This window comes from Gemmata obscuriglobus, assembly GCF_008065095.1.
Classification (GTDB): domain Bacteria; phylum Planctomycetota; class Planctomycetia; order Gemmatales; family Gemmataceae; genus Gemmata; species Gemmata obscuriglobus.
In genome coordinates, this window is the sequence record NZ_CP042911.1 from 2,563,148 (window position 1) to 2,576,250 (window position 13,103).

At 68.1% G+C, this 13,103-nt stretch carries 9 protein-coding genes; 7 read left to right on the forward strand and 2 right to left on the reverse strand.

From position 1 onward, the window contains the following. Positions 1 to 48: 48 nt before the first annotated feature. The 5 genes from GobsT_RS10665 (at position 49) to GobsT_RS10685 (ending at position 6,045) form a co-directional block, all read left to right on the forward strand. A complete protein-coding gene (locus tag GobsT_RS10665) occupies positions 49 to 1,743 on the forward strand; it encodes a tetratricopeptide repeat protein (protein ID WP_148087694.1) in 1,695 nt (564 codons plus the stop codon). A 49-nt stretch (positions 1,744 to 1,792) separates the two neighbouring features. After that, on the forward strand, positions 1,793 to 2,347 hold the full coding sequence (locus GobsT_RS10670) for a hypothetical protein (RefSeq protein WP_148087695.1): 555 nt from the start codon (positions 1,793 to 1,795) through the stop codon (positions 2,345 to 2,347). Beyond that, positions 2,347 to 2,658 carry a hypothetical protein gene (locus GobsT_RS10675; protein WP_010046958.1) on the forward strand — a complete coding sequence of 104 codons (312 nt, stop codon included), beginning with the start codon at positions 2,347 to 2,349 and terminating at the stop codon, positions 2,656 to 2,658. The genes GobsT_RS10670 and GobsT_RS10675 overlap by 1 nt, the downstream gene beginning before the upstream one ends. A 22-nt stretch (positions 2,659 to 2,680) precedes the next feature. After that, positions 2,681 to 5,062 (forward strand): penicillin acylase family protein, encoded by a 2,382-nt coding sequence (locus tag GobsT_RS10680; RefSeq protein ID WP_010046959.1) that lies wholly within the window; start codon positions 2,681 to 2,683, stop codon positions 5,060 to 5,062. A gap of 326 nt (positions 5,063 to 5,388) precedes the next feature. Beyond that, complete coding sequence (locus GobsT_RS10685; protein ID WP_010046960.1) at positions 5,389 to 6,045, forward strand: MBL fold metallo-hydrolase; 657 nt, start codon at positions 5,389 to 5,391, stop codon at positions 6,043 to 6,045. Position 6,046: 1 nt separating this feature from the next. On the opposite strand, the gene GobsT_RS10690 is transcribed toward GobsT_RS10685, so the two are convergent. After that, on the reverse strand, positions 6,047 to 6,946 hold the full coding sequence (locus GobsT_RS10690; protein WP_010046961.1) for a sterol desaturase family protein: 900 nt from the start codon (positions 6,944 to 6,946) through the stop codon (positions 6,047 to 6,049). Positions 6,947 to 7,477: 531 nt separating this feature from the next. Between GobsT_RS10690 and GobsT_RS10695 the strand changes: the two genes are divergently transcribed. Both GobsT_RS10695 and GobsT_RS10700 read left to right on the forward strand, forming a co-directional pair. Continuing rightward, entirely contained in the window at positions 7,478 to 10,303 is a 2,826-nt protein-coding gene (locus tag GobsT_RS10695) for a DUF1553 domain-containing protein (RefSeq protein ID WP_197905111.1), read from the forward strand. A 142-nt stretch (positions 10,304 to 10,445) separates the two neighbouring features. Next, on the forward strand, positions 10,446 to 11,873 hold the full coding sequence (locus tag GobsT_RS10700; RefSeq protein WP_010050466.1) for a DUF1501 domain-containing protein: 1,428 nt from the start codon (positions 10,446 to 10,448) through the stop codon (positions 11,871 to 11,873). 227 nt (positions 11,874 to 12,100) lie between these two features. On the opposite strand, the gene GobsT_RS10705 is transcribed toward GobsT_RS10700, so the two are convergent. Beyond that, complete coding sequence (locus GobsT_RS10705) at positions 12,101 to 13,072, reverse strand: alpha/beta hydrolase family protein (RefSeq protein ID WP_010050464.1); 972 nt, start codon at positions 13,070 to 13,072, stop codon at positions 12,101 to 12,103. Between the last annotated feature and the right edge of the window lie 31 nt (positions 13,073 to 13,103).

The following is a 13,103-nucleotide window of genomic DNA, read 5'->3' on the forward strand; positions in this document are numbered from 1 at the left end:
CCGGAGTAAACTTTCAGGCATCGCCTCCCGCCACTTGAGCCACCCGCCATGACGCGCCTGTCTGGTTGTTTTGCTGTGCTCGCGCTCGCTGCCCCCGCACTCACTGCGGATCAAGCACCGGCGCCGCGCACGAAGGCCGCTCCCGCGGCGTCCGTACCGAAGATGCCGCTATCCGGGCTGACTCCGGCTCAGCCGATGTTCGACGCGTGCATCTACAATTACCCGGTCGGCACCACGAACCCGCAGTGCCAGGCGTTCGTGAACCAAGGGCTCGGCCAGTACTACTCCTACGTGTGGATCGACGCGGCCCGCGCGTTCGAGACTGCCACGCGGCTCGACCCCGAGTGCGCCTACGCGTGGCTCCTGCTGCACCGCTCGCTGGAGAAGTGGGGCAAGCCGGGCGTGACGCCGTCGGCCAACCCGCACGTCGCGGCGCTCGGCGGGCTGGGGCTCGCGAAGCTCCCGGACCGGGTCGGCAAGAACGCGGCGGAGTACGCCCTCGACACCGCGCGGCGGCTCATGCCGAAGGCCCCGTTGCGGGAGCAACTGCTGATCCAGTCGCGCCTGCAAGAGAAGGGGATGTGGCCCGGGGTCGGCCCCGACGAGCGGCGCAAGAAGGCGGCCCAGTCGCTCGACGAACTGCTCATGCTCCACGAGGACGACGAAGAGGGTTGGTTCTGGCGCGCCCAACTGGCTTCCGGTGACGGCCCCAACGCCGTCGCGGTGTTCTACAAGGCGCTGCTGCGTGTGAACCCGCTGCACCCGGGGGCGAACCACGAGTTCGTTCACTTCTACGAGAACGTGAAGCGCCCCGCGCTGGGCTGGCCCTACGCCGAGAACTACATCAAGTCGTCGCCCGGTATCCCGCACGCCCACCACATGCAGGCGCACCTCGGCACGCGGATCGGGAAGTGGGGCGAAACGACCGACTGGTCCGCGAAAGCGGTCGAACTCCAGATCGCCTACCACAAGCTCCAGGGCGTGACGCCGGGCGAGGACCACCAGTTCAACCACCACATGGACATCCTGTCCAAGAGCCTCGTTCACGACGGGCGGTTCGCCGAGGCGAAGGCGCACCGGGCGCTGTGCGAGAAGTACAAGTACACCTTCCGGCACGACTGGCTGCGGGCCGCGCTGGGGGCGCACGACTGGTCCGAGGCGCACACCCTGGTCGAGCAGTTCCGCCGCACGGATAAGGCGTCGGGCGCGTACTACGCCGCCCTCGTGTCGCTCGAAAAGGGCGACACCGCGCAGGCCGGGCGCGAGGTAGAGACGCTGCGGCAGCTCTCCCAGAGCAAGAAGTTCGACCGGAACCTGGAGCGCCGATTGTGGGAGGTCCAGGGGCGACACCTGTGCCAGTCGGGCAACACCGAGGCCGGGCTGAAGCTGCTCAAGAAGGTGGTGGACGCGACCAAGAACGACTTCGGGCACCACGCCTGGGGCAACGGGGCGGTGTACATGGAGTCGTGGGGCATCGGCGCGCTCGAGGCCGGCGCGGCGACCGACGCCGAGGAGGCGTTCCAGGAGGCCCTCGCGCACGACGCCGGCAGCGTGCGCGGCGCGCTCGGGCTGTGGGCGCTGTGCGACCGCGTCGGGCGGAGCGAAGAGGCGGCCCGTTACCTGAAGCTCGCGCAACGCGCGTGGTCGCGGGCCGACTCCAAGGACTTCATCGCGCTCCAGCACGACATGGCGGAGCGGGCCAAGAAGATCACCAAGCCGAGCGTCGCCGCCGCGGGCGAATAACGCGGGCCGCCGATGCGAACACCCAACACCCGATCCCCCGATACCAGCCATGACGCGCGTTCTTTGTTTGAGCCTTGCCATGATCCTCGCGCCGGCCCTGCCCGCGGCCGAACCGGTCGTTTCCGGAACGCCGGTCGGTAAGCGCCCGGGGCCGTACAGCTTCCTGGTCGCCACCGGGCCGCAGCGCGGCCAGCAGACGTGCTACATCTGCGAACAGCACGAGGGGAACAAGCCGGCGGCCGTGGTGTTCGCCCGGGGCACCACCGACCAACTCGGCAAGCTCGTGACGAAGCTCGACGCCGTGTCGCTCGCGAAGAAGGAGAGCGGGTGCAAGGTGTGGCTCACGCTGCTCGCGGACAAGGCCGACCTGGACGCGCTCGCGAAGTGGGCGCAGCAGCAGGGCATCAAGAACGCCCCCGTGGGCGCGTTCGAGGACGCCGACGGCCCGCCGTCGTACAAGCTGCACCGGGACGCCGAAGTGACCGTGCTGCTGTTCGCGAAGCAACGGGTCGTGGCGAACTTCGCGTTCCGCGCCGGCGAACTCGACGACGGGGCCATTGAGAAGGTTGTGAAAGCGATGCCGCAGGTGTTTGAGGCGAAGTGATGTTCGCTCTGCTCGCCAACGGCGCGCCCTCCCCGTTCCCGACCGCGGACACGCCCGCACGGGAACTCGCCGTTTGGGGCGCGTGCGTCAGCGTGGCGCTGCTCCTCGGCGGGTGGGGCGTTCTGAACCGCAACCGCCCGGAACGTGACACGCGCGTGGGTGTGGCGCTTCTTGTCGCGATGATCCTCTTCGCGTTCGCCGTGCTGCTCGCCATGTCGCGCGACTGGGACCGGCAGCGGGCGCGCAACGAACGCGAGCGGCAAGAGTACATTCAGAGCCTGGAGGAGCGGGAGCGGGAGTCGCAGCGCTGAGCCGCGCCCGTATCTTGTCGGGATGAGCATTTCTCGCTTCCTGCTGCGCCTGGCGCTCGGGCGCAGGCTGCCACAAACCGCTGGCGAACTGCGGGTGACGGGCGTTGCCGCCCCGGTCACGATCCGCCGCGACCGCTGGGGCGTTCCGCACATCGACGCGGCGTCCGAGGCGGATGCCTATTTCGCGCTCGGCTTCTGTCAGGGGCAGGACCGTGCGGGGCAACTCGAAGTGCTGTGGCGGCTCGCCCGCGGCGCCCTCGCGGAGTGGGTCGGAGCGGTCGCGCTGCCCGCGGACCGGATGAGCCGGCACATCGGGTTCCGCCGCGCCGCGGAGGCTCAGCTACCCGTTCTGAGTGCCGAAGCACGCGGTGCGTTCGAGGCGTTCGCGGCCGGGGTGTGCGCCGGCACCACAACCGGGCTGCCGCAGAAGCCGCACGAGTTCGCCATCGTCGGCGGCGCGCCCTCCGCATGGGACGGCGCTGATGTGCTGGCCGTGCTCAAGCTGCAATCCTTCCTGCTCCCGTCCAACTGGGACGTGGAACTGGCGCGGCTGCGCGTCCTGCTCGCCGACGGACCCGACGCCGTTCGTGAACTGGATCCCGTTTCTGTGCCCCCCGTCGTCGATCCTGTAATGGGCGCGCCCGGGGAGGCGGGCCTGCTCGACCGGCTCGCCGCGGACCTCGCGGCGCTGCAAGTGTACCTGCCGCGCGGGGGCGGCTCGAACAACTGGTGCATTTCGGGCACGCGCACGGAATCCGGGAAGCCGATCCTCGCGAGCGACCCGCACCTGGCCCCGACGACCCCGCCGCCGTGGTACCTGGCCCACGTCCGCACCCCCGCCTGGGAAGTGGCCGGCGCGGGGCTGGCCGGCGCGCCCGGGTTCCCGATCGGGCACAACGGGTTCGCGGCCTGGGGCGTCACCGCCGGTCTGACCGACAACTCCGACCTGTTTATCGAAACGCTTAGTTCCGACGGGCGCTCTGTGCGCCAGCCCGACGGCACGTTCGTACCGTGCGACGTGGTGCGCGAGGTGGTGCGGGTGAGGGGGGCGGCCGACGTGGTGGAGGAGGTGCTCGTCACCCCGCGCGGGCCGTTGCTCACGACCGTTCTGCCGGATACGAAGCTGGCGGTTTCGCTCTCCGCAGTCTGGCTCCAGCCGCGCCCGGTCGAGGGCTTCCTCAAGTCGCCAACGGCGCGCTCGTTCGAGGAGTTCCGGAAGCCGTTCGCGCACTGGCCCGCGCTGCCGCTGAACGTGCTTTACGCGGACGCGAACGGGACGATCGGCTGGCAACTGGTCGGCGAGGTGCCGGAACGGGCGGGGAGCGCCGGGTTGCTCCCGAAGCCCGCCGACGCGCCCGGCTCCGCGTGGACCGGGACCGTACCGTTCGACGCGATGCCGTTTCAGGAGAACCCGCCGAGCGGCTTCCTCGCGACCGCAAACGACCCGCCGAACGAGTGGGCACAAGCGTCTTTCCTTCCCAACTCCTCTTCGGGACAGCGAGGGGCTGGAGAGGAGTTGGGTCACGACTTCGTCGATCCGTACCGGGCGCGGCGCATTCGAGAGTTGCTCGCCGCGCGCGACAGCGGTTGGACGCTCGCCGGGGCGTCCGCGATCCAGCTCGACGTGCAGTCGCTCCCGTGGCGCGAGGCGCGTGAGGTGGTGCTGGCGCTCGCCCCGACCGACCCCGACGCCCGCGACGCGCTGGCGCTCTTGCACGAGTGGAACGGCCGCGTTGAAACGGACTCGTCGGCGGCGGCGGTGTTCGAGCTGTTCGTCGCCGAGATGTGCGTGCGGGTGGCCCGCGCGAAGGCGCCGAAGTCCTGGGCGACGGCGGTGGGGGAGGGGGCGCTCGGCGTCGCGACGTACAACCTCTTCTCGGACCGCCGGGTCGGGCACCTCGTTCACCTCCTGCGCACGCAACCCGACGGCTGGTTCGGGTCGTGGGCGGGTGAGATGGAGCAGGCCCTCGCGGGGGCGGTGCGGACGCTCCGGCGCGCGGCCGGCCCGGGGCCCCGGTTCTGGGCGTGGGGGCACCTGCGGCAGTTGCTACTGGAGCACCCGCTGTTCGGGAAGCACCGGTGGCTCGGTCCGGCGTTCAACCGCGGCCCGTTCCCGTGGGGCGGGGACAGTAACACCGTGAGTCAGGCGGGTGCGCGACCGGCCGAGCCGACCGCGTTCACGCACAACATGGCGAACTTGCGCACCGCGTTCGATCTGGCCGACCTGTCGAAAAGCACGTTCGTGCTGTGCGGCGGGCAGAGCGGCAACCCGCTGTCGCCGCACCACGCCGACCAACTCGCGCTTTGGCTCCAGGGGGAGTCCTTCATATTGCCCTGGGATCAGGCGGACGTGATTCGCGCCGCAGTGGACACGCTCCGGCTCATGCCCGGGGAACGTTCTTAGGAAGTGCATCCCGGTGGCGCACTCACGGTCCGGCAGTTGGTTTTGTCTTTGTGGTACGGCCGTTCCTGTCCGCACAGTCTTAAATCGCCGCACAGACAGAAACGTTCCTGGCCACCCGCACCCCGAGTGGCGGCGAGCAGCGATCCGCTCGGTGCCATCGTAGACAAATATCTCGGCGCGCGCCCCGTCCCGCATGCCTCCAATGCAACGCTCTCGCGAGGGGAAGATCGTCGGCTCGTTGCTGAAGCGGCCCGTCGCATAACGGGGGGGCGAAAGCCTCCTCGTGTCGTTTGGTATGGTTCAGCGGGCGCGAACGGAGGGTGTGTATGGACCGCTGGTTCGACGGCGTGTACCTGGTCGGCCGGTACACCTGGCTGCAAACGGGTGTCTGGTTGCTCGCACACAACGGTGAAGCCGCGGTTCTGGAACAACCGCCCACCAACATGACCGGGACCGGGTTCGGGCCGGACCCGGCGGCCGATGTCGAACGCGCGGCGGCTCAACTCGGCGTGCGTGTGCGGTTCCTGCTCTGCACGCACACCCACACCGACCACTTCAGCACCCGCACCTTCGACTCGCTGCGCCAGCGGTTCCCGACCGCCGAACCGGTGTTCCAGCGCGGGTTCCACAAGCTGACCGGCGACAGCCCCGGGGTGCGGTACTTCGACCACGAGTGCGAACTGTCGGTCGGCGGCGAGCCGCTCCACCTCGTCCACGCGCCGAAGCACAGTTGGACCGACACCGTGGTGCTGTTCCGCGGCGCCGCGTGTACCGGCGACTGGGAACTGAACACGCTCCGCACCGTCAACGAGAGCGTCCCGGTGCCGGCGCGGCTACAGTCCTGCGAGCGGCTCATCGGGTTCGTGCGGCAGACGGGATACCGCGTCCACCGCGTGTACTCGGTCCACGCGAACGACCGGCGCGAGTGCGTGGACTTCCCGGCGCTGATTGCCGACACGCGAACCGATCGCAAACTGTGGTGACCTACGCCGACGGGGGCTGCGCCGTTCCCGGTACGTGCGAACCCGCGTGCCCGGTCGGCTCTTCGTGCTGCGGGGCGAGCCGGCGGAACGGGTACGCGAGTTGGCCGAGGAGCGTTTCGGGCGGCGGGTCGTGGTTCACCCCGAACTGCACCGGCTCACGTTTCGGGAAGTGGGCGGTGCCGAACAGCAGGTCCCAGAGCGGGAACATGCCCGCGAAGTTCTTGTCCAGTCCCTCCTCGTCGCGCGTGTGGTGCCAGCGGTGGTACCGCGGGCTGACGATCACCCACCGGAACGGCCCGTAGTCCCAGTTCAGGTTCGAGTGCAGCACGATCACGAAGAACACCAGCACCGGCACCACGATCAGGATCGCCTTGGCCGACAGGCCGACCAGCACCACCGGCACCACCTGGCACAGCCGGGTGATGAAGTCGTTCACCGGGTGCATCCGGGCCGACGCGAGCCAGTTCATGTGCTCCGGGCTGTGGTGGATCGCGTGGAACCGCCACGCCCGCGACACGTGGAACCAGCGGTGCGTCCAGTAGTCCACGAAGTCGGCGAGCACCAGGATCTCGATCGTCTGGAGCCACAGCGGCTGGCGCCCGAGCGGCCCGAACCCGTCGAGGACACTTTCGTCGAGCGGCCAGCCCAGGGCGGCGCACGCGGCCAGCCCGATCAGGCACACCACGAGCTTCGAGACGATCTGAATCACCAGCGGGTTGATGAACCAGTACGTCACGTTCAGCACCAGCGCGCGCCGCGGCACTTGTTGCGCCGGGTGGGCGGGGAACAGGCGCTCCAGCAGCGTGAAGGCCGCGGGCATGACCGCAGCCAGCATCAGCATTTTCGACCAGGTCGGCAGGGCGCCGATCTGGTCCAGCAGGTTGAAGACGGTTTCGGTCATGGCTGGTTCGTGGGTCTCTGGGCTGCGACGCAGCGGCTCCTGCCGCGAATCGGTTCCGACCCGACCTGAATACTAGCCGGGAGCGCGCTCAACGGGAATGGCTCTCGTAAGCATCTTCGAGAGCAATCCGGCCGACGTTTGAGTGCGCGGCGCTTCAACCGGCATGTACGGCTCAAGTCGTGCCGCCGGCGCGCGCAGACGGTTTTCGCCTTGTCAGGAATTCGCCCATTCGCGCCTGACATTTGTGAATGCGATCGGTAGGCCGAGCACGTCCCACGTTGGGCGCGCGGGCGCTAGCACCTTTGATGCCACCAGCCGGCCGAGAAGGGAACGTCGGTTGCCGCACAGGGAGCGGGGCCGAATTGAGACGCCGGTACCCCAGGTCGGTTTCTGAAAGATTGTGTCGGATTCTTGAGCCGCTCCCGGTACGAAGGATTCCTGATGCGTTCGGGGGACGGATCGGCGATACTGAATGGACCTCCGGTTCGCGCTCTCGCTCCCAGCAGAACCTCCCGCTGCACGGTGCTCGCGATGCGATTCGCTGCTCTCCCTCCAGTCGTGATGCTCGCGGCGCTGGTTCCCGCCGTGCCGCTCCCTGCGTCCGACGCGCCGAAACCACTCACGCCGGCCGAAACCGAGTTCTTCGAGAAGAAGATCCGGCCGGTACTCACCCAGCACTGCGCGGGCTGCCACTCCGCCGATGCCGAGAAGAACAAGAAGCTCAAGGGGAGCCTGTTCGTCGATTCGCGCGACGGGTTGCTCAAAGGCGGCGACAGCGGGCCGTCCGTCGTCGCCGGCAAGCCGGGCGAGAGCCTGCTGCTCAAGACGATGAAGTACGACGGCGACCTCCAGATGCCGCCCAAGGGCAAACTGCCGGACGCCGTCATCAAGGACTTCGAGAAGTGGATCGCGATGGGCGCGCCGGACCCGCGCGGCGACTCGGGCGCACCCAAGAAGCAGATCGGGCTGAGCACCGAACAGGGGCGCAAGTTCTGGGCTTACAAGCTCCCCGCCCCGGTCGCGGTGCCGGACGTGCGGACCCACAAGGCCGAGGTTCGCAACGAGATCGACAGCTTCGTACTGGCCGCGCTCGAAAAGAAAGGGCTCAAGCCCGCCAAAGAAGCCGACCGCGCGACCCTGGCCCGCCGGTTGTACTACGACCTTACCGGGCTGCCACCGGCGCCCGAAGAGGTCGACGCGTTCGTCAACGCGAAGACCCCCGACGCTTACGAAAAGCTGGTCGACAAGCTCCTCGCGTCGCCGCAGTTCGGCGAGCGCTGGGGCCGGCACTGGCTCGACATCGCGCGTTACGCCGAGTCGGTCACCCTCCGCGGGCTCGTGTTCAAGGAGGCCTGGCGCTACCGCGACTACGTCATCGACAGCTTCAACGCCGATAAGCCCTTCGACCAGTTCGTGCGCGAGCAACTCGCGGGTGACCTCCTTACTGCCACCGACCGCGCCGAGCGGACCCGCAACCTGATCGCCACGACGTTCCTACAACTCGGTAACACGAACCTCGAAGAGCAGGACAAGAAGCAACTCCGCATGGACGTGGTGGACGAGCAACTCGATGTCATTACAAAGGGGTTCCTGGCGCAGACCGTCACCTGCGCGCGGTGCCACGACCACAAGTTCGACCCGATTCCCACCAAGGACTACTACGCCCTCGCCGGCATCCTCCGCAACGTCAAGGCACTGGAAAACGCCAACGTGTCGAAATGGGTGGAGGTGCCGCTGCCCGCCACGCCAGAGGCCGAAGCCGCGCTGAAGAGGCACGAGAGCGCCGTCGCCGCGCTCCAGACCAAGATCGCCGCCGCAAAAGCGAAGGGCGGTCCGAAGGTCGCGAGCGGCGTGCTGGCGGTCAAAGACGTGGCCGGGGTCGTGGTGGACGACGCGCAGGCCAAGAAGGTCGGCGCGTGGACCGCTTCGACGTTCAACGCCACCTATATCGGCACCGGGTACGTTCACGACGGCAACGCCGGCAAGGGCGAGAAGACGCTGACGTTCCAGCCCGAGAGCCTGCCGCCGGGCAAGTACGAGGTGCGGCTCGCCTACTCCGGCGGGGCGAGCCGCGCCGACAAGGTGCCCGTCCACATCAACAGCGCGGACGGCGAAAAAGAGCTGTTCGTGGACATGAAGAAGGCGCCGCCGATCGAAGGCCGGTACGTCTCGCTCGGCGAGTTCCGGTTCGAGAAGGGCGGCTTGGCCTACGTCCTCGTGTCGAACGAGGACACGAAGGGGCACGTTTGCCCGGACGCGGTCGTGTTTCTGCCGCTCGACAAGAAGGAGCAGGGGAAGGACGACAAGCCGGTCCCGAAGAGCCCTTCCGACGACGTGAAGGCGCTCGAAGCCGAACTGAAGAAGCTCCAGGACAGTGGCCCGAAGCGCGATCTGGTGATGTCGGTGGTTGAAGAGAAGGTGATCGAGGACACGAAGGTTCACGTTCGCGGTAACGTCCACAACCTCGGCGAGCCGGCGCCGCGCGGGTTCCTCTCGGTGGCCCTGCACGGCACCCCGCCGAGCGTTCCGACGGCCCAGAGCGGGCGCAAAGAACTCGCCGAGTGGATCGCCTCAAGGGACAACCCGCTCACGGCGCGCGTCTACGCGAACCGGGCGTGGCACTGGCTGCTCGGCGCGGGGCTCGTGCGCACCGTAGACAACTTCGGCGTGACGGGTGAAGTGCCGTCGAACCCGGAACTGCTCGACCACCTCGCAGCCAAGTTCCAGGGCACGTGGAGCGTCAAGGAGTTGGTGCGGTACATCGTGCTGAGCCGCACGTACCGCCAGAGTACGACCGGTGACGAGGCTACCGCCGCCGCTGACCCGGAGAACCGCCTGTACGGCCGGGCGAACCGGCGGCGACTCGAAGCCGAAGCGATCCGGGATACCGTTCTGGCGGTGAGCGGCCAACTCGACCCGGCGCGCGGCGGGCAAACGTTCCCGTCTTCGCTCGCGGCGGACTACGCGTTCAAATCGAACTCGCTGCGCCGCAGCGTGTACCTCCCGCAGTTCCGCAACGCGTTCCCCGAGATGCTCGAAGCGTTCGACGCCGCCGACCCGAGTACGGTGACGGGCCAGCGCAACACCGGGACCGTCGCCCCGCAAGCGCTGTTCATGATGAACCACCCGTTCGTACTGGAACAGTCGAAGGCCGCCGCGGCGCGGCTCCTCGGCGAACCACACGCGGACGACACCGCCCGCGCCGCCCGCGCGTACCGGCTCGCGCTGGGGCGCGTCCCGACCGACGGCGAGCGTGAGGTCGCGCTGCGGTTCCTCAAGGGCAAATCCGATAAGGACGCCTGGGCCGCCGTGTTCCACGCGCTGTTTGCGTCCGCCGAGTTCCGCTACGTGAATTAATGCAGGAAGCGTTTTTGACAGGATCAACAGGATGGACAGGATAAGAAGAAAGAGATTGTTGAATTCAATCCTGTCCATCCTGTTGATCCTGTCAAAAACGCTTTGACTTCCGCTGCCATTCCCACTCCGCGTGAGAGCCGAGATGCTGCCGACCTTCTCCCGTCGCGAATGGCTGAGCCGCACCGGCTGCGGCTTCGGCGCGATGGCTCTTGCCGGGCTCGCGGCCCAGGAGTCCCGCGCCGCGGCCCCGGTCATCAACCCACTGGCACCAAAGGCCGGGCACCACCCGGCCCGGGCGAAGCGGGTGATCTTCCTGTTCATGCAGGGCGGGGTGTCGCACGTCGATTCCTACGATTACAAGCCGGCCCTCGATAAGGAGGACGGCAAGCAGATCAAGTTCGACGACGCCCGGGTGATCGCGAACACCGGGATGCGCGGCAGCACGCAGCGGGTGATGAAGCCGCTGTGGACGTTCGCCCCGCGTGGCAAAACCGGGAAGTGGGCGTCCGACCTGTTCCCCGCGGTGAACGAGGTGATCGACGACCTGTGCTTCGTCCACTCGATGCGCACGGAGGGGGTGGCGCACGGGCCGGCAACGCTGTTCCTGCACTGCGGTTCGACGAGCTTCGTGCGCCCGAGCATGGGCTCGTGGGTGCTGTACGGGCTGGGCAGCGAGAACGCGAACCTCCCGGGGTTCGTGAGCATCGCGCCGTCGGCCGGCAACGGCGGCGCGCGAAACTACGGCAACGCGTTCATCCCCGCGATCTACCAGGGCACACCCGTGGGCCGCGCCGGCGCCCCCGCCAGCGAGGCGACGATCCGCAATCTGGTGCCCGGGCTGTCGCCGACCGCGGCCGAAGAACACTTCAACCTGCTGCGCGAACTCAACGCCGAACAACTGAAACAGAGGCCCGGCGACGCCGAACTGGAGGCGGTCGCCGCGTCCTACGAGCTGGCGTGGCGGATGCAGAAGAACGCCCCGGACGTGATGGACATCAGCAAGGAAACGAAGGAGACGCACAAGCTGTACGGGATCGGCGCCAAGGAAACCGACAACTTCGGCAAGCAGTGCCTGATGGCGCGGCGGTTGAGTGAGGCCGGGGTCCGGTTCGTGCAGGTGACCTACGGCGACAACTCGGCGAACCCGGCGTGGGACCAGCACTCGAACCTGCCGAAGCACGGCGATCACGCCCGCGCCGTCGATCGACCGATCGCGGGGTTGCTCGCGGACCTGAAGCGCCGGGGGCTACTCGAGGACACGATCGTGTGGTGGGGCGGGGAGTTCGGGCGGACGCCCTACGCGGAGAAGAACGGCACGGGGCGCGACCACAACCCGGGCGGGTTCACGGTGTGGCTCGCCGGCGGCGGGTTCAAGCCGGGGCTCTCGTTCGGCGCGACCGACGAGTTCGGCGCGCAGGCGGTGACCGACAAGGTCCACATGCACGACCTGCACGCGACGATCCTGCACCAGCTCGGGCTGAACCACGAGAAGCTGACCTTCAAGTACGCCGGCCGCGACTTCCGGCTCACCGACGTTCACGGGCACGTCGTGAAGGAACTGCTGGGGTGATACCAAGTCCAGTCGTTTCAAGTTCCAGGTCGGAACCCCGCTCGTCACAAGCGCCGGCGATTCGTGTCGCTCGTGACTCCACTTGGAACTTGGAACCTGGAACTACTGGATTCGATGTGCGACGCCTGGCCCCCTTGAGACGCGGCACCGCGTTCGGCGGCGTGTCTTTTTCTCCGGAGCGATACCACCCGGCTGCGTTCGCAGAAAACGCCCCGCATTCCGTCGAGCTATTTGATCTGAAAGTGGCCGCGCAACTCGCGCAGGATCGACATCGAGTACAGCCCGGCGCTGACGTGCCCGGCTTCGAGCCACACGATCCGCTGCTTGCCGGTCGCCTCCCACAGCGCGGTCGCGGCCTTCGCCGGAACCACGTCGTCGTTCGTTGCCGCGATCATGAGGAGGTTTTTGTCCTTCAGCCGGGGCGCGTAGGTGAGCGGATCGACCGGGGCGATGAGCCGCTTCACGAGGCCCTTCCCGCCGACCGCGTCGAGCGCCTTGCGCACGTCTTGGCCTTTCGGGTGGTCGTAGTACGCGTCCACCAGTCCGCCGCCGCCCAGCACCATGCACACGTTCTTCACCCGCGGCTCGTTGGCTGACGTAAGGGCGGTGAGGAAACTGCCAAGGCTCGTGCCCACCATCCCGAGCCGGTCGGCGTCGACCTCGTCGCGCCCCGCGAGCCACGCGAGCGCGCACCGGCAGTCCATCACGCCCTGCCGGATGCCCGTGAGCGTGCGCGGGATGTTGGTCGAAACGAGCTTCGCCTTGCTGTCCGGGGCGCGGCGCTGGTTGTAGTGCGGGAGGACCACCACGAGCGCCGCGACGCCGTTCTGGGCCAGCCACGTCGCCTCGCCGCGGGCGATGCGCTGGTTCCCTTGCATGATGTCGAGCACCACGACCGCGGGGAACTTGCCCGGCCCGCTGGGAACGAAGTACTCCGCGTAAACGGTGTTGTTCTCGGTCACGTCCGACGGGAGCGGCGACGGGAACGTGAGGTCGTAAACGGTGACGCCGCTGTGGCGGAGTTGGTAGCGGTCGGAGAGACGAAACGTGCCCTGGTACGGCTGCTGGAAGCGGTACCCCTCGGCGATCGGCGTCTTCTCCGGGTCCGCCGGAACGGACAGCGTGCCCGTGGTGTCCGCCCCCGGCGCGAAGGCGTGTGAGCCGAGTGCGGCGACGAGAGCGAGAGTGAGGCGTGACATGCGCGCGGCCCCGCGTCCTGTGTGTCGTACC

Excerpts from the sequence above, each read along its gene's own strand:
- GobsT_RS10665 (WP_148087694.1), top strand. The coding sequence starts at position 49 with ATGACGCGCCTGTCTGGTTGTTTTGCTGTGCTCGCGCTCGCTGCCCCC.
- GobsT_RS10670 (WP_148087695.1), top strand. The coding sequence starts at position 1,793 with ATGACGCGCGTTCTTTGTTTGAGCCTTGCCATGATCCTCGCGCCGGCC.
- GobsT_RS10675 (WP_010046958.1), top strand. The coding sequence starts at position 2,347 with ATGTTCGCTCTGCTCGCCAACGGCGCGCCCTCCCCGTTCCCGACCGCG.
- GobsT_RS10680 (WP_010046959.1), top strand. The coding sequence starts at position 2,681 with ATGAGCATTTCTCGCTTCCTGCTGCGCCTGGCGCTCGGGCGCAGGCTG.
- GobsT_RS10685 (WP_010046960.1), top strand. The coding sequence starts at position 5,389 with ATGGACCGCTGGTTCGACGGCGTGTACCTGGTCGGCCGGTACACCTGG.
- GobsT_RS10690 (WP_010046961.1), bottom strand. The coding sequence starts at position 6,946 with ATGACCGAAACCGTCTTCAACCTGCTGGACCAGATCGGCGCCCTGCCG.
- GobsT_RS10695 (WP_197905111.1), top strand. The coding sequence starts at position 7,478 with ATGCGATTCGCTGCTCTCCCTCCAGTCGTGATGCTCGCGGCGCTGGTT.
- GobsT_RS10700 (WP_010050466.1), top strand. The coding sequence starts at position 10,446 with ATGCTGCCGACCTTCTCCCGTCGCGAATGGCTGAGCCGCACCGGCTGC.
- GobsT_RS10705 (WP_010050464.1), bottom strand. The coding sequence starts at position 13,072 with ATGTCACGCCTCACTCTCGCTCTCGTCGCCGCACTCGGCTCACACGCC.